Source organism: Microbacterium sp. Leaf288 (assembly GCF_001422925.1).
In the GTDB taxonomy this organism is placed as follows: domain Bacteria; phylum Actinomycetota; class Actinomycetes; order Actinomycetales; family Microbacteriaceae; genus Microbacterium.
Genome location: NZ_LMNI01000013.1, coordinates 69258 through 89489 on the forward strand (window position 1 = coordinate 69258; position 20232 = coordinate 89489).

16 protein-coding genes are annotated in these 20232 nt (G+C 70.3%); 9 read left to right on the top strand and 7 right to left on the bottom strand.

Annotated elements, in window-relative coordinates:
* The first annotated feature begins 234 nt into the window (after positions 1-234).
* Positions 235-1077, top strand: a complete 843-nt coding sequence (locus tag ASF40_RS18115; RefSeq protein ID WP_056371729.1) for an alpha/beta fold hydrolase — start codon at positions 235-237, stop codon at positions 1075-1077.
* A gap of 18 nt (positions 1078-1095) precedes the next feature.
* On the opposite strand, the gene ASF40_RS18120 is transcribed toward ASF40_RS18115, so the two are convergent.
* Positions 1096-3378 carry a glycoside hydrolase family 3 C-terminal domain-containing protein gene (locus ASF40_RS18120; RefSeq protein ID WP_056371731.1) on the bottom strand — a complete coding sequence of 761 codons (2283 nt, stop codon included), beginning with the start codon at positions 3376-3378 and terminating at the stop codon, positions 1096-1098.
* A gap of 111 nt (positions 3379-3489) precedes the next feature.
* Here ASF40_RS18120 and ASF40_RS18125 point away from each other — a divergent pair, with 111 nt between their 5' ends.
* The 5 genes from ASF40_RS18125 to ASF40_RS18145 all read left to right on the top strand — a co-directional run bounded on the left by ASF40_RS18125 (position 3490) and on the right by ASF40_RS18145 (position 9277).
* Complete coding sequence (locus ASF40_RS18125) at positions 3490-4155, top strand: TetR/AcrR family transcriptional regulator (protein WP_056371733.1); 666 nt, start codon at positions 3490-3492, stop codon at positions 4153-4155.
* 93 nt (positions 4156-4248) lie between these two features.
* Positions 4249-5040 carry a histidine phosphatase family protein gene (locus tag ASF40_RS18130; RefSeq protein ID WP_056371734.1) on the top strand — a complete coding sequence of 264 codons (792 nt, stop codon included), beginning with the start codon at positions 4249-4251 and terminating at the stop codon, positions 5038-5040.
* 47 nt (positions 5041-5087) lie between these two features.
* Entirely contained in the window at positions 5088-6278 is a 1191-nt protein-coding gene (locus ASF40_RS18135) for an ROK family transcriptional regulator (protein WP_056371736.1), read from the top strand.
* 139 nt (positions 6279-6417) lie between these two features.
* Positions 6418-7725, top strand: coding sequence for an MFS transporter (locus ASF40_RS18140; RefSeq protein ID WP_056371738.1), 1308 nt, complete (start codon positions 6418-6420; stop codon positions 7723-7725).
* A 49-nt stretch (positions 7726-7774) separates the two neighbouring features.
* Entirely contained in the window at positions 7775-9277 is a 1503-nt protein-coding gene (locus ASF40_RS18145) for a carboxylesterase/lipase family protein (protein WP_056371741.1), read from the top strand.
* Positions 9278-9375: 98 nt separating this feature from the next.
* Here the strand turns inward: ASF40_RS18145 and ASF40_RS18150 are convergent, their stop codons facing one another.
* Genes ASF40_RS18150 through ASF40_RS18165 form a run of 4 tightly spaced genes read right to left on the bottom strand, consistent with a single transcriptional unit; the run spans position 9376 to position 13345 of the window.
* The gene (locus ASF40_RS18150) at positions 9376-10362 is read right to left on the bottom strand and encodes an LLM class F420-dependent oxidoreductase (protein ID WP_056371742.1); all 987 of its coding nucleotides are present in this window, start codon (positions 10360-10362) and stop codon (positions 9376-9378) included.
* A 10-nt stretch (positions 10363-10372) separates the two neighbouring features.
* Positions 10373-11407 carry a DNA-methyltransferase gene (locus tag ASF40_RS18155; protein ID WP_235560281.1) on the bottom strand — a complete coding sequence of 345 codons (1035 nt, stop codon included), beginning with the start codon at positions 11405-11407 and terminating at the stop codon, positions 10373-10375.
* Entirely contained in the window at positions 11386-12435 is a 1050-nt protein-coding gene (locus ASF40_RS18160; protein WP_056371744.1) for a lipoate--protein ligase family protein, read from the bottom strand. The genes ASF40_RS18155 and ASF40_RS18160 overlap by 22 nt, the downstream gene beginning before the upstream one ends.
* Positions 12436-12493: 58 nt before the next feature.
* Positions 12494-13345 (bottom strand): alpha/beta hydrolase, encoded by an 852-nt coding sequence (locus tag ASF40_RS18165; RefSeq protein ID WP_056371747.1) that lies wholly within the window; start codon positions 13343-13345, stop codon positions 12494-12496.
* A 110-nt stretch (positions 13346-13455) separates the two neighbouring features.
* On the opposite strand from ASF40_RS18165, the gene ASF40_RS18170 reads away from it, so the two are divergent.
* Both ASF40_RS18170 and ASF40_RS18175 read left to right on the top strand, forming a co-directional pair.
* Positions 13456-13929 carry a MarR family winged helix-turn-helix transcriptional regulator gene (locus ASF40_RS18170; protein WP_056371749.1) on the top strand — a complete coding sequence of 158 codons (474 nt, stop codon included), beginning with the start codon at positions 13456-13458 and terminating at the stop codon, positions 13927-13929.
* Positions 13926-15287 carry an MFS transporter gene (locus ASF40_RS18175; RefSeq protein WP_056371750.1) on the top strand — a complete coding sequence of 454 codons (1362 nt, stop codon included), beginning with the start codon at positions 13926-13928 and terminating at the stop codon, positions 15285-15287. The genes ASF40_RS18170 and ASF40_RS18175 overlap by 4 nt, the downstream gene beginning before the upstream one ends.
* Before the next feature lie 18 nt (positions 15288-15305).
* On the opposite strand, the gene ASF40_RS18180 is transcribed toward ASF40_RS18175, so the two are convergent.
* Positions 15306-17729 carry a glycoside hydrolase family 2 TIM barrel-domain containing protein gene (locus ASF40_RS18180; protein ID WP_056371752.1) on the bottom strand — a complete coding sequence of 808 codons (2424 nt, stop codon included), beginning with the start codon at positions 17727-17729 and terminating at the stop codon, positions 15306-15308.
* A complete protein-coding gene (locus tag ASF40_RS18185; protein WP_056372038.1) occupies positions 17726-18463 on the bottom strand; it encodes a TetR/AcrR family transcriptional regulator in 738 nt (245 codons plus the stop codon). Before ASF40_RS18185 ends, ASF40_RS18180 begins: the two co-directional genes overlap by 4 nt.
* A 196-nt stretch (positions 18464-18659) precedes the next feature.
* Between ASF40_RS18185 and ASF40_RS18190 the strand changes: the two genes are divergently transcribed.
* On the top strand, positions 18660-20192 hold the full coding sequence (locus ASF40_RS18190) for an ABC transporter substrate-binding protein (protein ID WP_056371755.1): 1533 nt from the start codon (positions 18660-18662) through the stop codon (positions 20190-20192).
* The last annotated feature ends 40 nt before the right edge of the window (positions 20193-20232 follow it).

A 20232-nucleotide genomic window follows, 5' to 3' on the forward strand; every position in this document is an offset into this window, starting at 1 on the left:
CCGGTCGTCGAGCGAGCGAGGAACGAGTCAGTCGACACGCCCCGGCAATTCCGTTCGTTGAGCGAGCGAGGAACGAGCGAGTCGAAACGCCCGAGCGCGGCGCAGACACCTCGCTCTTGAACGCCGTGTGAACGCTCGTGACGCGCCGGTGCAAGACACTGGCGAGGACGGATGCCGCGGCCTAGCGTCGAACGCAGGGTCGCGGCATCCGTTCGCGATCCGGAAGGAGCGATCGTGGCGTACATCACCGTCGGGACCGAGAACTCGGTGGACATCGACCTCTACTACACCGACCAGGGACCGACGGACGCCCAGCCCGTCGTGCTGATCCACGGCTTTCCGCTGAACGGCGAGTCGTGGGGCAAGCAGCAGGCGGCGCTGCTGGACGCCGGGTACCGCGTGATCGCGTACGACCGCCGCGGATTCGGCCAGTCGAGCAAGGTCGGCTCGGGGTTCGACTACGACACGTTCGCCGGCGACCTGCATGCGCTCATCGAGGACCTCGACCTCCGCGATGCCGTGCTCGTGGGCTTCTCGATGGGCACGGGCGAGATCGCGCGCTACCTGTCGCGCTACGGCAGCGGCCGCGTCGCGAAGGCGGCGTTCCTCGGCTCGCTCGAACCGTTCCTGCTCATCACGGACGACAACCCCGACGGGGCCGGCCCGCAGGAGTTCTTCGACGGGATCGCGCAGTCTGTGCGCGACGACCGCTATGCCTTCATCGCCGGGTTCTACAAGGACTTCTACAACCTCGACGACACGCTCGGTTCGCGCATCTCGCAGGAGGCGCTCGACGCGAGCATCCAGGTCGCGACCTACGCCGGCAACGCCGCGATCGCCGCTGCGCCGCTGACCTGGCCGACGGACTTCCGCGCCGACATCCCCGCCGTCGACGTCCCCGCGCTCATCCTGCACGGCACCGCCGACAACATCCTGCCGATCGACAAGACGGCCCGGCGCTTCAAGGAACTCCTCCCCGACGCCACGTACGTGGAGATCGAGGGCGCCCCGCACGGCCTGCTGTGGACCCACGGCGCCGAGGTCAACGAGGCGCTGCTCGCCTTCCTCAACAGCTGAGGCATCCGGTCGTGCAGATCAGTCCTGCTGCGGGGCGTTGGCCATCGCGAGGAGGTCGTCGATCATCTCGGGGCCGGCGCCCGCGCCGTCGCCGGCGAGCGCGCCCATCATGCCGATGCGGCCGATCGGGAACGACTCCATCATCTTGGACATGTCGACGCCCTCCGGCATGATCGACGCCGCGCTGTCGCCGAGGCCGCCCATCATCTGCGCGATCGCGGCCTGCACCACCGGGCCCGCGACCGGGTGGCTCAGCACCTCGCCCATCGACGACGTGCGCGACAGCGGCAGCGTGAGCACGTCGCCCTCGACAGTCACGGCGACGGACGATCGGATGTCGCGGCTCGACGCCGCGACGTCGACGGTGTACTCGCCGCCCTCGACGACCCAGCGGTCGGCACGGATGTCCCAGTAGGCGAGGTCCTTGCGACGCACGGTCAGCGTCACGACCTGGGTCTCGCCCGGTTCGAGCGCGATCGATGCGAAGGCCTTGAGCTCGCGCGGTGCGCGCTGCACCGTCGATCCGGTCAGCGACGTGTAGACCTGGACGACCTCGCGGCCCGCGCGGTCGCCGGTGTTCGTGACGGCCACGGTCACCTCGACGTCGCCGCTCGCGTCGACCTGCGCCGCAGCATCCGCGTATGAGAACGACGTGTACGACAGCCCGTGGCCGAACGGGAACGCGACCTCGAGGCGGCGCGCGTCGTACCAGCGGTAGCCGACGAACAGGCCCTCGCCGTACCGGGTGTGCGAGAACTCGCCCGGGAAGTCGAGGAACGCGGGGGTGTCCTCGAGGCGCGCCGGGATCGTCTCGGTGAGCTTGGCCGACGGGTTGACATCGCCGAACAGCACGTCGGCGGTCGCACCGCCGCCGGCCTGGCCGAGCAGCCAGCCCTCGAGGATCGCCGGCACGCGGTCGGCGAACGGCAGCGAGACGACGCCGCCGTTCGACAGGACCACGACGGTGTTCGGGTTCGCCGCGAGCACCGCGTCGACGAGCTCGAGCTGCGCCGCGGGCAGATCGATGTCGTCGCGGTCGTAGCCCTCCGACTCCAGTCGGGCGGGCAGGCCCAGGAACAGCAGGGCCACGTCGGCGACGGATGCTGCGGCCACGGCCTCGTCGCGCAGCGCCGTGGTCTCGTCGGCCGAGACCTCGAGCGCGTTGCTGAAGCCCTGCGCGTACGCGACGTCACCGCTCGCGAGCGCGCGGATCCCATCGAGGGCGGTGTCGAGGCGCGTCGGGTTGATCATCGACGAACCCGCGCCCTGGTAGCGGGGCTTCTCGGCGAACTCGCCGATGACGGCGAGCTTCGCGTCCTTCGCGAGCGGCAGCACGCCGCCGTCGTTCTTGAGCAGCACGATCGATCGGCCGGCGGCCTCGCGGGCGAGGGCGTGGTGGGCGTCGACGTCGAGCGGTCCTGCGACGGCTCCGGAACCCTCGGTCGCCTTGCGCACGAGGTCCAGCACGCGGCCGGCCGCGACATCCACCACCGACTCGTCCAGCGAGCCGTCCTGAACGGCCGCCACGATCTGCGCGTCGGTGACGCCGTTCGACGACGGCATCTCGAGGTCCATGCCCGCGGCCAGGCCCGGCACGCGCTCGTTGACGGCCCCCCAGTCCGACACCACGAGGCCCTCGAAGCCCCACTCGTCGCGCAGCACCTGGGTGAGCAGCCACGGGTCCTCTGACGCGTACACGCCGTTGATGCGGTTGTACGAGCACATGACGGTCCAGGGCTGGGCGTCCTCGACGACGCGCTGGAACCCGCGCAGGTAGATCTCGCGGAGCGGCCGCGGGTCGACGTCGGACGAGGACCGCATGCGGTCGTTCTCCTGGTTGTTGGCGGCGAAATGCTTGAGCGAGGTGCCCACGCCCTTCGACTGGATGCCCTGCACGATCGCGGCGCCGAGGACGCCCGAGACGATCGGGTCCTCGGAGAGGTACTCGAAGTTGCGGCCGCACAGGGGCGAGCGCTTGATGTTGATGCCGGGGCCGAGCAGCACCGCGACGCCCTCGATCGAGGTCTCGGTGCCGAGCGCCTCACCGACGCGGTGGACGAGGTCGACGTCCCACGACGAGCCGAGGCCCACGGCGGGCGGGAAGCAGGTGGCGGGCACGCTGTCGCCGATGCCGAGGTGGTCGCCGCCCTCGCGCTGCTTGCGCAGGCCGTGCGGGCCATCGGTCACCATGACCGCGGGCACGCCCACGCGCTCGACCGGCTTGGTGTACCAGAAGCTCGCGCCGCTGGTCAGCGACGCCTTCTCTTCGAGGGTGAGTTCCGTGACATCGGGGATGCTCATGGAGGTCCTTCCATGCTGAGGGGTGGCGAGCGCTCGGCGGTGAGCTCGCTCGCGAAAACCTTATGTTATTTGGTTTTGAGAAATCAAGCGATGTTCGGGTTTACTTCTCTCATGACAGAGAGCGGGCCGGGGCGACGGGGCTCCTATGCGAAGGGCGTCGCGAAGCGCGAGGAGATCCTCACGCGCGCACTGGACGTCATCGCCCGCGAGGGCTACCGCGGCGCATCGGTGAAGGAGCTGGCGGATGCCGTCGGCCTCAGCCAGGCCGGACTCCTCCACTACTTCGACAGCAAGGAGGAACTCTTCACCGAGATCCTCCGCAAACGCGACGAGCTCGACTCCGTCGGCCAGGGACTCGGGGGCGACCTCCAGCAGGGACTGATCGCAGCCCGGACCGGCGAGCCGCTCGACATCCGCTCCGGCTACCTCGACATCATCCGTCACAACGCCGACGTCCCCGGGCTCGTGCACCTGTTCGCCCGGCTGTCCGTCGACGCGGCCGATCCGGAGCATCCGGCCCACCAGTTCTTCGTCACCCGCGGCGAGAGCCTGCGCGGATTCTTCGCCGAGGCGGTCGCTGCGAAGCAGGCCGCCGGCGAGATCACCGACCGGGTCGACTCCGAGACGATCGCGCGCCTGTTCCAGGCCGTCGCCGATGGCATGCAGCTGCAGTGGATGCTGGAGCCCGACGTCGACATGGCCGCCACCGTGGGCGCGCTGTTCGAGCTGCTCGCGCCCGCATCGACAGCACCCCGCGAGGCCGACGGCCAGAAGTAACGATTCCGCAACCCTCCTTCGCAACTGAAACCGAACGCCGCTAGGTTTCAGTCTCGCGGTCGATCGACCGCGAACCCCATCGAAGGAGATGACATGAATCGGACGACCGGACGTCTCGCGATAGCCGCGAGCATCGTGCTGGGCGCGTCGCTGCTGGGCGGCTGGACCGTGCAGCAGCAGGTGCAGGCCGCACCGCCGGACCACGCCCAGAAGAATGCCACCGTCCAGGTGTTCCTCACCCGCCACGGCAAGACCGTGCTCAACACGCTCGATCGCGTGCAGGGCTGGTCGGACTCGCCGCTCACGGCACCCGGCCGGGCCGTCGCGGAAGTCGTGGGCGAGAACCTCGGCGAGCGCGAGGGACGGATGGATGCCGCCTACTCGGCCGACATGGTCCGTCACTACGAGACGGCGAGCCTCATGCTCGACGCGATGGGCTCGAAGCTCGAGCCGGTCCGCCTCGAAGGACTGCGCGAGATCAACTTCGGCGCCTTCGAGGGCGCCGAGAACGGCGAGATGTGGTCGGAGATCTTGGAGCACCTCGGCGTCTCGACGATCGAGGAGGCCCTGGACGGCCGGAGCATGACCGACCTCGTCGGGGTGATCAAGGAGATCGATCCCGACCCGGCATTGCCCGCCGAGGACTGCGGCGACGTCAACGCCCGCATGATGGACAGCCTGAACGAGATCGCCGCGGATGCCGCCAAGCACCGCGACGACCAGGTGCTCGTCGTCTCGAGCGGCCTGTCGATCATGTGCGTGCTCGACGCCCTGGGCTCCGAGCTGCCGCCGACCGGCATCGCGAACGGCGCCGTGAACCTGCTCGAGTACAAGGCGGGGCGCTGGAGCGTGAAGTCCGTCAACGACACGAGCTACGCCGGCTGACCCGAGGGCGGGAGCTGCATCTCCCGCCCGACATCTACGATGCACGTATGCCCCTGGCCACCCCCGACGTCCGTCGCCACAACCTCGGGCTGGTGCTGCGGCAGGTGCTCGAGACGGGGGCGATCGCCCGCAGCGACATCGCCGGGCGAACCGGCCTCTCGCGGGGCGCGGTGACCTCGCTGGTCGCGGATCTCCTGGACGCCGGCCTCGTGCGCGAGGCCGATGTGGTCCCCGCCGAGGGCCTCGGCCGGCCCCGCGTGCACCTGGAGCCCGCCGGCGAGGACGTGTGCACGCTCACCGCGCTGCTCGACGCCGACAAGGCGACCGCCGTCTTCGCGGCGCTGGACGGCACCACCCTCGCCCGCGTCGACGAGCGGCACGGCCGGCCGATGGGCGATCCCGACGCCGTGGTCGGCGTGCTCGCGGACGTCGTCGACGAGGCGGCCGCGACACTGACCGGGCGACGGATCGTCGATCTCACCGCCGTCGTCTGGGCGCCCGTCGGCGGCGCTCCCCCGCGGGTGCTCGCCGACACCGACCTCGAGTGGGGCGAGGTCGATCTCCTCGCCCTGCTGCGAGCGCGGTCGACCGTCGTCTCGGCCTTCGAGGCCTCCGGCGGCGAGGTGCGCCTCGTGCCCGACAGCCAAGTGGCGGCGCTCGCCGAACACGCCTCCGCGGGCCGGCCGGCCACTCTCCTCTACATCAAGAGCGACTCGGGCATCGGCGGGGCCATCGTCTTCGACGAAGACTCGCCGCGGGTCGTCGGCGCCGCGCTGGGCCACCTGCCGGTGGTCCCCGGCGGCCAGCTGTGCCTGTGCGGCCAGCACGGATGCCTCGTCACGGTCGCCGGCCCCGACCACCTCCTCGCTGCGGCCGGACTCGCGGGACTCGCCGACCAGGCGGGGCTCGCGGCCGCGAGCGAGGAGTTCGTCCGCCGCATCCGAGCTGGCGAATCCGCAGCCACCGGGGCCTGGCGTGCCGGCGTCGCGGAGATCGCTCGATCGCTCCAGATCGTCGCGCTCTCCGTCGACCCGGACGTCATCGTCGTCGGCGGCTACCTCGCGTCGCTCGCGGACGAGGTCGATGCCGCATTCCGCGCCATCCAGCCGCGCATCGCCCATGCGGCCGAGCTGACGCCGGCGCCGGTCATCGGCAGCGCGCTCGGCGCGGACGCCGCCCTCCGGGGTGCGCAGCACGGCGCCCGCGAACGCCTGCTCGCCGATCCCCTCGCGATCTGAGCGCCGCGCCGGCCCTCGCATAGCGCGGCACGCACAACATAATTCAGGACTTGAACTTTCTTCCGAAGAGTCCCACACTGTAAGCCGAACGCTGTTCGTGTTTCACCCCGCACCCGACGTCTCGACGATGAGGAGTCCCATGACCACGCACCCCGCCGGCGATCCGGCCTCGGCGATCGCGCCCACCGGCACCATCGCGAACACCCCGCCCGCGGCGGGCGAGCCCGCGGCCAGCCCGCCGCCGTCGAAAGCGCTGCTGCCCGGCATCCTGATCAACGCGCTCGCCCTGTTCGCCACCTACGGCGGCCTCATCGCAGTGCTGCTCCCCTCGCAGCTGTACCTGCTCGACCCCGAGCACAAGGCCGAGAACCTCACGATCGTCCAGACCATCTCGTTCGTGTTCACGCTGTTCGCGCAGCCGATCGTCGGCGCACTGAGCGACCGCACGCGTTCGCGGTTCGGGCGTCGGGCGCCGTGGATGGTCTCGGGTGCGGTGATCGGCGCGCTGTTCCTCTTCGGCCTCGGGGCGATGAACACGGTGTTCTGGATCGCGATCTTCTGGGTCGTCATCCAGGTGTCGCTCAACGCGGTGCAGGGGCCGCTGACGGCCATCACCCCCGACCGATTCCGGCGCGATCGGCGCGGCGCGGCGAGCGCGATGTTCGGCATCGGCACACAGGTCGGCATGACGCTCGGCGTGATGCTGGCCGGCGCGCTGGGCAGCAGCATCGGGATCGGCTACAGCGTCTTCGGCATCATCGTCGTCATCGCGACCGTGCTGTTCGTGCTCCTCAACCGCGACTGGTCGTCGAAGGACGCGGCGGTCGAGCCCTGGAGCTGGGCGCGCTTCTTCGCCGGTTTCTGGATCGACCCGCGCAAGCACCCCGACTTCTTCTGGGCCTTCACCGCGCGGTTCCTGCTCATCCTCGGCTACTTCGTCGTGACCGCGTTCCAGCTCTACATCCTCACCGACTACATCAAGATGTCGCTCGGCGAGGCGCAGGGCGCCGTGGTCACGCTGACCCTCCTGTCGCTCGCGCCGACGCTCGCGGCGATCATCGTGTCGGGATGGTGGAGCGACAAGGCCGGCCGTCGCAAGGTGTTCATCTACGCCGCATCCGTCGTGATGGTCGTGGCCCTGGCGTTCCCGCTGTTCATGCCGGACCTCACCGGAATGATCGTCATGAGCGTCCTCAACGGCATCGGGTTCGGCCTCTACATGGCGTGCGACGCGGCCCTCATGACCGAGGTGCTGCCCAGCCAGGAGGCGGCCGCCAAGGACCTCGGCATCCTCAATGTGGCGACCAACATCCCGCAGGCGCTCAGCTCGGTGATCGCGCTCGCGATCATCTCGGCGTTCGGCGGCTACGCCTCGCTGTTCGTGTTCGGCATGGTCTTCGTGGTGCTCGCCGCGCTCGCGCTCATCCCGATCAAGAGCGTGCGGTAGCCGACGGATCCACGGTAGACATCTAGAACCATGCGATAGGAGAGAGTGCATGACCGACACCACGACGACCACCCGCTACGCGGAGGCCGGCACCGTCACCGGAAGGGTGCGCGGCTTCTGGCGGGGCGAGCCGGGCGCCGGCGGATCGGCCGCGTTCCTCGGCATCCCGTTCGCGAAGCCGCCGGTCGGCGAGCTGCGGTTCGCGGCGCCGGTGCCGGCGGAGCCCTGGGAGGGCGTGCGGGACGCCCTCGCGTTCGGGGCGACCGCCCAGCGCGGCGACCCCGGCGTGACCCTCATCCCCGAGCCGTCCGTGCCGGGCGAGTCGACCCTCAATGTCAACGTCTTCACGCCGGTTCCCGGACAGACGGATGCGGCCCTCCCGGTGCTCGTGTGGATCCACGGCGGCGGCTACTTCGCCGGCTCGCCCGCGAGCCCCTGGTACGACGGCCGTGCGTTCAACCGCGACGGCGTGGTCACCGTGACGATCTCGTATCGGCTCGGCTTCGACGGGTTCGGCTGGATCGAGGACGCCCCCTCGAACCGGGGTGTGCGGGACTGGCTGCTGGCGCTGCAGTGGGTGCAGGACAACATCCGGGGCTTCGGCGGCGACCCGTCGCGGGTCACGATCGCGGGACAGTCCGCGGGCGGCGGTGCGGTGCTGACCCTGCTCGGGATGCCGGCGGCCCAGCACCTCTTCCACTCGGTGTGGGCGCTGTCCGGCGCCACCGCAGACGTGGCCGCCGATCGTTGGGAGGCGATCGGGCGCGACGTCGCGGCGCGCGTCGGGGTCGCACCGACCCGCCGAGCGCTGTCGACCGTGCCGGAGGAGCGCATCATCGACGCGCAGAAGAAGGCGACGAGCGTGGCCGGCCCGGACGCGATCACCAAGCTGCTCGACGACGGGCTGCTGCTCGGCCCGTCGATCGACGGCGACCTGCTCACCCGGCCCACGATCGCCTCGCTCGCGGCGGGCGTCGGCGCCGACAAGCCGCTCGTGCTCGGCGCCACCGACGACGAGTTCTCGATGGTCGTGGCGGGGCGCGCGAAGACGCTCCGCTGGATCCCGCTGCGACTCCTGCTCGGCCGGTCCGGACTGAAAGGGCCGCAGCGCAAGGCGTACCTCGCGGCGAACCGGGATGTCGTGGCACGTGGTCATGCCGCCGTGCTCGGCCGCTACATCACCGACCGGATGTTCCGGAGCGCCGTCGTGCGCACGGCGCGGGCGCGCGGCGCCGCCCCGACGTGGGTGTACCGCTACGCGTTCCGCTCGTCGCAGCCCGGCGCGGTGAACGGCTCGGCCGTGCACTGCATCGACGTGCCGTTCTGGTTCGACTGCCTCGACTCGGTGCAGATCGAGCCCCTCACCGGCCCGAACCCGCCGCAGATGCTCGCCGACCAGACGCACTCGGCCGCGGTCGGCCTCATCGTCGACGCCGATCCCGGCTGGCCGGCATGGTCGGGCGCTCCAGGCACCACGCGCGTGTTCGGCGGGCCGGCGGGATCTCCCGACGTCGACCCCCACGGCTACGCCGCGGTCGCGTCGCTGCTCTGACCTCAGACTCCCGCCGCCCCTGCAGCGCGGGAATCGCGAAAGGGTGGGTCCCCGCCGATGCAGAGGTGAGGACCCACCCTCTTCGTGTGCGTGGTGCGTCAGGACAGCGCGGCGACGACCTCGCGCTCGAACAGCTCAACGCCCGAGAGGTCGTAGGCGGCCTCGGGGAAGTAGTGGATCGCGTAGGCGATGCCGTGGCGCTCGCGCTCGGCGAGACGCTCGGCGACCTGCTCGGGGGTGCCGAACGCGGGCGACGTCAGGTAGTCGTGCTCGATGTGGTCGGCGCGCTCCTGCCCGACGTGCGGCAGCAGGCGCGCCTTGACCGCGGCCAGGCGGTCGCGCGCCTCAGCCTCGGTCGCACCGACGATCGTGTTGAAGTTCGACGTGCGCGTGATCTCGGAGAAGTCGCGGCCGAGCGCGTCGCAGTGCTCGCGCAGGATCGCGCTCTTGCGGTCGATGTCGTCGAGCGACCCGGCGTAGTTCGTGTACGACGCGTACTTCGCCGCGATCTTGAGCGTGACCTTCTCGCCGCCGCCGGCGACCCAGAGGGGGATTCCGCCGTCCTGCAGCGGCAGCGGCTGCACGATGGCGCCGTCCACCTGGTAGTACTTGCCGTCGAGCGTGGCACGCCCGGTCGTCCAGGCCTGCTGCATGATGTCGACGCCCTCGCGCAGCATCCGGAGCCGCTCGGGAACCGGCGGGAAGCCGTAGCCGTACGCCTCCCACTCGTGCTCGTACCACCCGCCGCCGATGCCCATCTCGGTGCGTCCGCCCGAGACGATGTCGACGGTGGCCGCGACCTTGGCGAGGTAGGCGGGGTTGCGGTAGCCCATGCAGGTGCACATCTGGCCGAGACGGATGCGGTCGGTCGAGGCCGCGAAGGCCGCCATGAGCGTCCACGCCTCGTGCGTCGCCTCGTCGCTCGGCACCGGGGTCGTGTGGAAGTGGTCGTAGACCCAGAGGGACTCCCACGGCCCGGCGTCGGCGCGCTGGGCGAGCCCCTTCATCACCGCCCACTGCTCGGAGGGATCGATGCCGACGAGATCGAATCGCCAGCCCTGGGGGATGAAGGTTCCGAAGCGCATGGTCCCCAGCCTAGGGACGCGTCCGCTCCGGCGTCGCACCGAACACCCGGGCGTGCGGCATCCGCTCGCGCATCACCGCGATCGCGGCGGGGTTGTGGTCGACGAGCACCGCATCGCGGCCGAGCGCCGCCGCGACCGCGCCGGTCGTACCGCTGCCGGCGAAGAAGTCGAGCACGCGGTCGCCGGGGCGCGAGGAGGCCTGCACGATGCGCCGGAGGATGCCCTCGGGCTTCTGCGTCGGGTACCCGGTCTTCTCACGGCCCGTGGTCGGCACGATCGTGTGCCACCAGACGTCGGTCGGGAGCTTTCCGCGCTCGGCCTTCTCGGGGGTGACGAGCCCGGGCGCCATGTACGGCTCGCGGTCGACGGCATCCGAATCGAACCAGTACGCCTTCGGATCCTTGACGTACACCAGGATCGTGTCGTGCTTCGTGGGCCAGCGCTTGCGCGTCTTCGCGCCGTAGTCGTATGCCCAGATGAGCTCGTTGAGGAAGCGGTCGCGCCCGACGAGCGCGTCCAGCAGCACCTTGGCGTAGTGGGCCTCGCGGTAGTCGAGGTGCAGGTACAGGGTGCCGTCGTCGGCCAGCAGCCGCCACGCCTCGATGAGCCGCGGCTCGAGGAAGCCCCAGTAGTCGTCGAACCGGTCGTCGTACGCGCGCAGGTCGCCGCGGATGCGCTCGTACTCGCGCCCGTGGAACCCCCGACGCACGACGGATGCCGCCTCCTGCGCCGTCGCCGTTCTCAGGACCGCCTCGGGCGCGCTGCCAGCGGCCCCGCGGGAACCCGGGGCGACGGACGCGGTTTCGGCGGACCGGTCCTGAGAACGGTCGACCGAGCGTGCGGTCTCGAGCGAGCGTTCCTGCGAACGGCCGGTGTTGAACGGCGGGTCGAGGTAGATGAGGGTGAACGACGCGTCGGGCAGCCGACGGATCACCTCGAGGTTGTCGCCCTGGTGGATCTCGACGGACCCTCCGGCCGGCTCAGGGACCGGTGCGGGGTCAGGGACCGGTGCGGGCTCCGCGATCACGGGACCCGGCGAAGCCATGCGTCGGTCGCAAACTTGGACTCGACGAGCGCCTCGGCCTCGGCGTACTCGTCGTCGGTGATGTGCCCGGGGACCGCGCCGTAGAGGTTCGTGAAGGTCGCCTCGAGCTTGGCGATGATCGCCTCGCGCGGCAGGCCCGTCTGGCGGCGCAGGGGGTCGACGCGCTTGGCCGCCGACGTCGTGCCCTTGTCGCTCAGCTTCTCGCGGCCGATACGCAGGACCTCGGTCATGACCTCGCCGTCCATGTCGTAGCTGAGGGTCGCGTGATGCAGCACTCCCCCGTTCGCGAGGCGCTTCTGCGCGGCACCGCCGATCTTGCCCTGCGGCGAGGCGATGTCGTTGAGCGGCTGGTAGGTCGCCTCGATGCCGAGCGCGCGCAGCGCCTGCAGCACCCAGTCGTCGAGGAACGCGTACGAGTCCGCGAAGGTGAGCCCGGCGACGAGGGATGCCGGCACGTACAGCGAGTAGGTGACGATCGAGTTCGCGCCCATGAGCATGGCGCCGCCCCCGGAGATGCGGCGGACGACGTCGTAACCGTGCGCGGCAGCGCCGTCGGGATCGACCTCGTTGCGGAGGGACTGGAACGAGCCGATCACCACGGCGTTCTCGTCCCACTCCCAGATGCGCAGCGTGGGCCGCCGGCGGCCGTCGCCCACCCGGCCGGTGAGCACCTCGTCGAGCGCGAGGTTCATGCGGGGCGAGACCGGCTTCTCGTGCACGATCTCCCAGTCGAAGTCGCGCCAGCCCGGGGCCGTCACGAGTGCGCGGCGGACCGCCGTGCCGACGGCCTCGGGCGTGAAGCCGAGCAGCTGTGCCCCGTCGGGGAGAGCCGAGCGGACGGCGGCGGCGATGGCCGCGACGTCCGCCTCGATCGGGAGCCCGTTGACGGCGGCGTCGATGTCGGCGAGCGCGTCGTCGGGTTCGAGGAAGAAGTCCCCCGCGAGGTGGAAGTCCGCGATGCGTCCGTCGCGCTCCTCGAGGTCGACGACCACGAGCTTGCCGCCGGGCACCTTGTATTCGCCGTGCATGGGCTTCAGCCTATTCGCGCGGCGGGCACGGACGCCGATCGGGCGGGCGCCGCCGCACTCAGGTGCGGTCCGCGATGTGCTTGTCGAGCCAGGCGAGCAGGTCCGCACGGACCTCTGCCTGCATGACCTCGTTGAAGATCTCGTGGCGCGCGTCCGGGTACACGAGCGTCGTCACGTCGGTGAAGCCCGAGCGCGTGCGGTACGCATCGGCCAGCCGGTGGACGCTGCGCGGACCACCCACGGTGTCGTCGCGGCCGATCATGAGGAGCGTCGGGATGTCGACGCCGAGGTTCTTGCGCGGCTTGCCGTACATGCGCAAGGAGTCGATCACGCCGATGAGCTTGATCGGATCCTCGCTGGTGGTGAGCGGATCGTCGAGGAAGGCCCGCCCCACCGACAGGTCGCTCGACAGCCACTCGGTGCCCATGGCGCCGGGACCGTCCCACGGCTTGTTGAGGCCGCTGGTGTGGATCGAACCGGGCATGCGCAGCGCCGTGCCGGTGAGCACGAGCTCGTCGTACGCATCGGGGTGCTCGTTGACGAGCATCTGGGCGAGCACCGAGCCGCCGGAGTGACCCAGCAGCACGAGCGGCAGCCCCGGGTTCTCGGCGCGGATCTGCTGCGTGAACTGCCACATCGTGGCGAGCGCTCCGCGCAGGCCGCCGGGACCCAGATGACCGAGGCGGGAGACGTCACCGCCGTGCTGCGCCATGCCCGTGCGGCCGTGGCCGCGGTGATCGGCGGCGTACACGATGTACCCGGCGCCGGTGAGGGCGGCGATCAGGTCGCCGTATCGTCCGGCATGCTCACCGACGCCGTGCAGCAGCTGCACGATCGCCCGCGGCTCCACCTGCGCCGGATGGACGTCGTAGTAGATCGTGATGTCGTGCGCATCGATGAACTCGGGCATGCGGAGAAGTCTAGGGGGACGCTCCCCGCCCCTCGGCGGTGCTTCCGCCCGCAGCATCCGTCTCATCCGGCTTTATTTAGCCAAACTAATGAGCTATGCTAACTAACCGGATGAGCAGCAACGAGACTTCAGATTCAGACACCGGCCCCGATGCCGGCCCTCACGCAGACCTCTCCCCCGCCGCCTCGCAGCTGCGCATCGCGACGTTCCGCCTCGCCCGACGCATGCGGACGCAGCGCGCCGTCGACTCGATGAGCGACGGGCAGTTCGCGGTGCTCGCCGCCCTCAAGGTGCACGGACCCCACACGCTCGGCGATCTCGCCGAGCGTGAGCGCGTCTCTGCCCCGTCGATGAACCGCACCGTCAACTGCCTGCAGGACTCCGGATACATCGTGCGCGGCGCCGACGAGCGGGACGGCCGCAAGGTCGTCATCTCGCTCACCCCCGAGGGCGTGGCGGTCGTCGAAGAGACCGCCCGTCGCCGCGATGCGTGGGTCGAGGCCTCGCTCGCCGAGCTCTCGCCCGCCGAGCGCGAGACCCTCGCCGCCGCGGCCGACATCATGGAGCGGATGGTGGCCCGATGAGCGCCATGTTCCGCTCGTTCTCCGCGTTCAACTACCGCGTCTGGTTCATCGGCGCGCTGGTGTCGAACATCGGCGCGTGGATGCAGGCCACCGCGATCAGCTGGGTGGTGCTCACCGAGCTGACCGACAACGACGCCGCCGCGATGGGCGTCACGATGGCGCTGCAGTTCGCCCCGCCGCTGCTTCTCGTCGGCGTCACCGGGCTGGTCGCAGACCGCTTCGACCGCCGCAAGCTGCTCCTCGTCACGCAGAGCCTGCTGCTCCTGCTCGGCGTCGCGATCGGCGTGCTCATCTTCGCCGGCGCGATGACGCTGCCGATCATGTACGGGTTCGCGCTCGCACTGGGCGTCGTCGCCGCGTTCGACAACCCCGCCCGCCAGGCCTTCGTGTCGGACCTCGTCGCCCGCGAGAACGCGTCGAACGCGGTCGCACTCAACGCGGCGTCGTTCAACGGCGCCCGCATGATCGGTCCCGCGGTCGCGGGCATCGTCATCGTCGCGATCGGCACCGGGTGGGTGTTCGTCGCCAACGCGGTGACGTTCCTCGCGATGCTCGCCGCGCTCGTGCTGATCCGCACCCATGAGCTCGTGCCACGCGTGAAGGCGCCGCAGTCCTCGCGCCTCGCCGACGGATTCCGCTACGTCGCCGGCCGCCCCGACCTCATCGTGACATGCGCGATGGTGTTCCTGATCGGCGCGTTCGGCATGAACTTCCCGATCCTCGCGTCGACCATGGCCGTCGAGTTCGGCAAGGAGGCCGACGGCTTCGGCCTGCTCAGCTCGATCCTCGCGATCGGCTCCGTCGCGGGCGCGCTGCTCGCCGCCCGCCGCGACCGCGCACGGCTGCGCGTCCTCATCAGCGGCACCGCGATGTTCGGGATCGCCGCCGTGGTGTCGGCGTTCATGCCGACGTACTGGCTCTACGCGATCACCCTCATGTTCACGGGCTTCGCCGTCGTCACCATGATGACCACCGCGAACGGCTACGTGCAGACCACCACCGACCCGGTGCTGCGCGGCCGGGTGCTCGCGCTGTACATGGCGATCCTCATGGGCGGCACCCCGATCGGCGCGCCCATCGTGGGATGGGTGGCCGGCGAGTTCGGACCGCGCGCGGCGATCCTCGTCGGCGCCGTCGCCGCGTTCGTCGCCTTCGCGATCGGCGCCACGTGGCTGCTCTGGTCGGGGCGCCTGCACCGCCACGAGCAGAAGCGGTTCCGCCTCACGCTCGACGAGACGCGTCCGCTCACCATCGTCGCCCCCGAGGAGTTCAGCGACGAGGTCGCCGGCACCACGCCGATCCGCGTGCTTCCGAGCGACGAGGAAGACAAGCTCCGCGCTCGCGCCCGCGCAAGCTGACCCGCCGATCCCGCGACCTCAGGAGACGGTGAGCGCGACGGATGCTGCGGCCAGCCCGTCGGCGGTCACCCTCACCGTCGCCGATCCCGGCCCCGTGGGCCGGACGATCGCGAGGGCGCGCCCGTCGTGCGTCGTGATCGCGGGGCCCGCGAACGACTCCTCGGTGCGGATGCGTCCGGTGCCGAGTCCGACGAGTTCGGCGTCGCCGTCGACGGTCACCGTGACGAGCCGGTCGGCGTCGACGACGACCACGCCGTCCGCGTCGGCCAGCGAGATCGCGACGAACCCCAGCCCGTCGGAAGAGATCTCGGACTCCTCGACGGATGCTGCGAGCCCCACCTCGCCGGCCGTGCGCAGCGCCGTGCGCCCGACCTCGACGCCGCCGCTGCGCGCGATCGCGACGAGCTCGCCCGGGCGGTACTCGGTCTCGAAGCGGGCGCGGAACGCCTTCTCGGTTCCGACCGCGGTGACGCCGAGCGAGACGCCATCCCGCAGCAGCTCGACCTCGTCGGCCGGCGCGTAGACGTCGACCGTGACGGGGGCGCCGGGCTCGGCATCCCACGTCCACGACGACACCGAGTCGTCCCAGGACCACGGCGTCGTCGCGGTGGGCCGGCCGTGGTGCCGCGGCGGGTGCACGGCCAGGTAGGGCTCTGCGCGCAGGCCGAACACGATCTCGCGGTAGTACGAGACCGGGCGCCGGAAGCCCGTGATGTCGATGTCGCCGCACCCGGCGAGCAGGTGCGGATACGGGCCCGCCGTGCCGGTCGGCTCGTAGCCCGGCTCGTCGGTGTAATCGACGCGGCCGATGCCGGCCTCGCCGAGGTAGTCCCAGCCCGTCCAGGTGAAGTCGCCCACGACGTGGTCGAGCCGCTCGACGAGGTCCCACATCTTCTCGATGCGCGACGGGAAGGTCTCGGACCCCACGATCACGCGGTTCGGGAACAGCTCGCGATCGAGTTCGTACCGCGACTCGGCGTAGTTGAACCCGACGACGTCGAGCACCGATGCCGACTCCTCGGTCGACGCGGTGACGAGCTCCGACGCGTTGGCGCGGGCCATCGTGTCGCCCATCGTCGCCATCATCGTGTTCGGATCGGTCGGCCCCGTCTCATCGGAGTCCTCGGGGCGGCCCATCTTGTCGAGATTCGCGATGATCCCGTTGATGCCGTTCGTGACGAGGCGCGTGTCATCGGCCTCACGGAAGGCCTCGGCGAGTCGCCGGCTCCACGCGGACCCCGCGGGCGTCGCCAGCTCGAGGATCTCATTCCCGATCGAGTACATGATGACGCTCGGGTGGTTGACGTCCTTGGCGACGAGCGCTTCGACGTCGTGGCGCCACCGGTCGGGGAAGGTCGGAGCGGCGTCGAACGCGACCTTCGAGCGGGTCCAGGTGTCGGTGAGCTCGTCCATCACGAGCACGCCGTGCCGGTCGCACGCGTCGAGCATGGCGCGACTCATGGGATTGTGCGAGCTCCGCAGCGCGTTGAACCCGGCGGCCTTCAGCAGACGCACACGCCGGTCCTCGGCCACGGCGAACGTCGCCGCGCCGAGCGGCCCGCTGTCATGGTGCACGCACGCGCCCCGCAGCTTGACGGTCTCGCCGTTGATCCGCAGCCCGCGCGCCGCATCGACCTGCAGGCGACGGATGCCGAAGGTCGCGGCATCCGTATCGATCAGGTTCCCGCCCTCGTCGGCGAGGATCGTCCGCACGCGGTGCAGCGCGGGGGCGTCGACGCTCCACAGCGCAGGGTCGTCGACCGCGAGGCGCACGCGGGCCACGGCGTCGGCGTTCGCAAGCACCGTCACCGGCGCCGTTCCCGTCGCGACGTCGGAGCCGTCCGGCGCCTCCACCGTCCAGGTGAGTCGCAGCGTGCGGGTGCGGCGCGTGCCGTTTCGCACCGTGGTCGCGACCTGCACCACCGCCCGATCGGCGTCGATGTCGGGCGTCGTGACGCGCGTCCCGTCGAGCGGGATGTGCACAGGATCGGCGACGACGAGGTGAACCGGGCGATAGATTCCCGCGCCGGAATACCACCGGCTGTCGCGGTGTGCGCGGGCCTCGACCGTCACGCGGTTGGGCTCGCCGGGCCGCAGGTACGGGTCGAGCACGGCCTCGAACGCGCTGTATCCGTTCGGCTCGTGCGTCACGGCGTCGCCGTTGACGAACACGACGGCGTCGCGGTAGACGCCCTCGAACTCGAGGCGCACGGTCTTGTCACGCCAGTCGTCGGGAACGTCGAACGTCTTCGCGTACTCGAAGACACCGCCGGGGACGTACCCCGTGTGCACGCCCTGGTCGCTGTCGGCCGAGCGCGGGAGGTCCCGCACCGCGTCGTGCGGCAGCCGCACCGGTCGCGGTGCGGACTCGGGCGTCGGCGCCTCGAACGCCCCGAGCTTCGGACCTGCTGTCCAGCCTTCGAGGAACGGCTCGCGGATCATGCCTGCTCCTCCGACCGCTCCGAAGCGGACTCGCTGCCGGCCTCGACGGCTGCCGCCTGCGCATCCAGAGCGTTCTCGATCGAGACGAGGTCGTAGCCGCGGATGAGGGCGCGGAGGGTCTCGTGGAGCGCTTCCGCCATGTCGGTCGAGTCGGGAGCGAGCAGCCACTGCACCTGCAGGCCGTCCATGAGCGCGATGATGGCGACGGCCGCACGCCGGGGGTCGACGCCGTCGACCAGGCGTCCCACGGCGGCGGCGCGCTCGAACGAGCCCGTCACGCTGGTCCGGACCTCGTTGTAGCGGTTGACGAAGTAGTCGTGCGCGGGGTGGGACGGCGCGGTCGCCTCTGCCGACAGCGTCGTGTACAACTCGACGATGCCGGGCTGCGCCGCGTTGAACCGCGCCAGCTCGGCGAGCGCCCGCAGCGCCTCGACGCCGTCGGGGAGGTCGAAGTCGACGCGGGCGCGCGACAGCTCGTCGCGGTGCTCGAGCAGCGCCATCAGCAGGGCGCTCTTGCTCCGGAAGTGGTGCAGGAGGCCCGCCTCGCTCATGCCGACGCGCTCCGCGACCTCCCGGAGGGATCCTGCCCGGTATCCCGACTGCGAGAACACTTCGAGCGCGGCATCGAGGATCGCCGTGCGTGTCTCTGCCGACTTGGCGTACTCGCCCCGCGGCTTGCGCGTCCTCGTGGGAGCGGTCCCCGCCTTTGTCTGAGCGGCAGTCGTCTCGGTCATCGTCACACCGTATCCCCGCATCAGCCGGGGCACCTCCATCGATGCCCGTCGGGGTCCTCTTCTTCCGTTCTATAACGAATTCCTAATGCTCGCTAGTTTTTTAGCCCAAAAACCTAGCGGCCGCTAGAAATTGCTGTTAGCGTCTCCCGGCAGATGGCGATCCGCAGGGGCATCGCCACAGATGAAGGGACCAAGGATGTTCCGTTGGAAGGCCACAGCAGCCACCATCGCGATCGCCGCACTCGCCCTCACCGGCTGCGCCGGTGCAGGAGACGACGGGTCGGGCGGGAGCGACTCCGGTCGGGCAGACCGGCTCACGCTCACCGCGATCATCGGCCCTACGAGCTACGACATCGGGCAGGGCGCCGAGTACGGCAACCGCAGCCCCTTCTTCCAGGCCGTGTTCGACACGCTCCTGCAGAAGAACTCCGACGGTGAGATCGAGCCCTGGCTCGCCACGGAGTGGGAGTACAACGAAGACAACACGGTGCTGACGCTGACGCTCCGCGACGACGTCGAGTTCACCGACGGCACCAAGCTCGACGCCGACGCCGTCGTGGCGAGCCTCGAGCGCTTCCGCGACGGCACCTCGCCGCAGGCCGCGACGCTGGCCGGCAAAGAGTTCGCGGCCGTCGACGCCACCACCGTGACCATCACGCAGGACGCGCCCGACCCGTCCCTGGTCAACATGCTCTCGATCGCCCCCGGCCTCATCCAGGCGCCGTCCACGTTCGACGACCCCGACTCGGCAACCGAGCCGATCGGCTCCGGCCCGTACGTGCTCGACACCGCGGCGACCGTCACCGGCACCACGTACGTCTACACGGCCAACCCGGATTACTGGAACCCGGATGCCGTCAAGTACGACAACCTGACGATCAACGTCATCGAGGACCCGACCGCGACGCTCAACGCCCTCAAGGCCGGCGAGGCCAACGGCGCGAAGATCGTGAACAACGACACGATCCCCGAGATCGAGGCATCCGGCTGGACGATCGAGTCCAACGAGCTCGACTTCCAGGGTCTGCTGCTGTTCGACCGCGCCGGAACGATGGCGCCCGAGCTCGCCGACGTCAAGGTGCGCCAGGCGATCAACATGGCGTTCGACCGCGAGGCGCTGCTGGAGGCGCTGCAGGCAGGCTACGGAACGGTCACCGAGCAGGTCTTCCCTGCGACCTCGGTCGGCTACGACGAGGCCCTGGACAGCACCTACGAGTACGACCCCGAGGGCGCCAAGGAGCTCCTCGCCGAGGCCGGCTACCCCGACGGGTTCTCGATCGACATGATGTCGACCCCGGCGTTCCAGACCACGTTCGACCTGGTCGCGCAGCAGCTCGCCGACATCGGGATCACGGTGAACTACACCGACCCCGGCACGGGCAACTTCATCACCGACATGCTCGCCCCGAAGTACCCGGCGACGTGGATGGCGCTCGAGCAGAACCCGGACTGGCAGCTGATCAACTTCATGATCGCGCCTGATGCGACGTTCAACCCGTTCCACTCGCAGGACCCGCAGGTCGACGAGTACATCTCGACGATCCAGATGGGCACCCAGGAGGAGGCCGACCAGGCGACCAAGGACCTCAACGCCTACCTGGTCGAGCAGGCCTGGTTCGCACCGTTCTACCGGGTCCAGGGCACGTACGCGACCGACGCGAACACGAACCTCGAGTTCTGGCCCACCAACGCCTACCCGTCGATCTTCGACTTCTCGCCGAAGAACTGAAACCTCTCCCCGCCCGCCCGCACGCCGCGGGCGGGCGGGG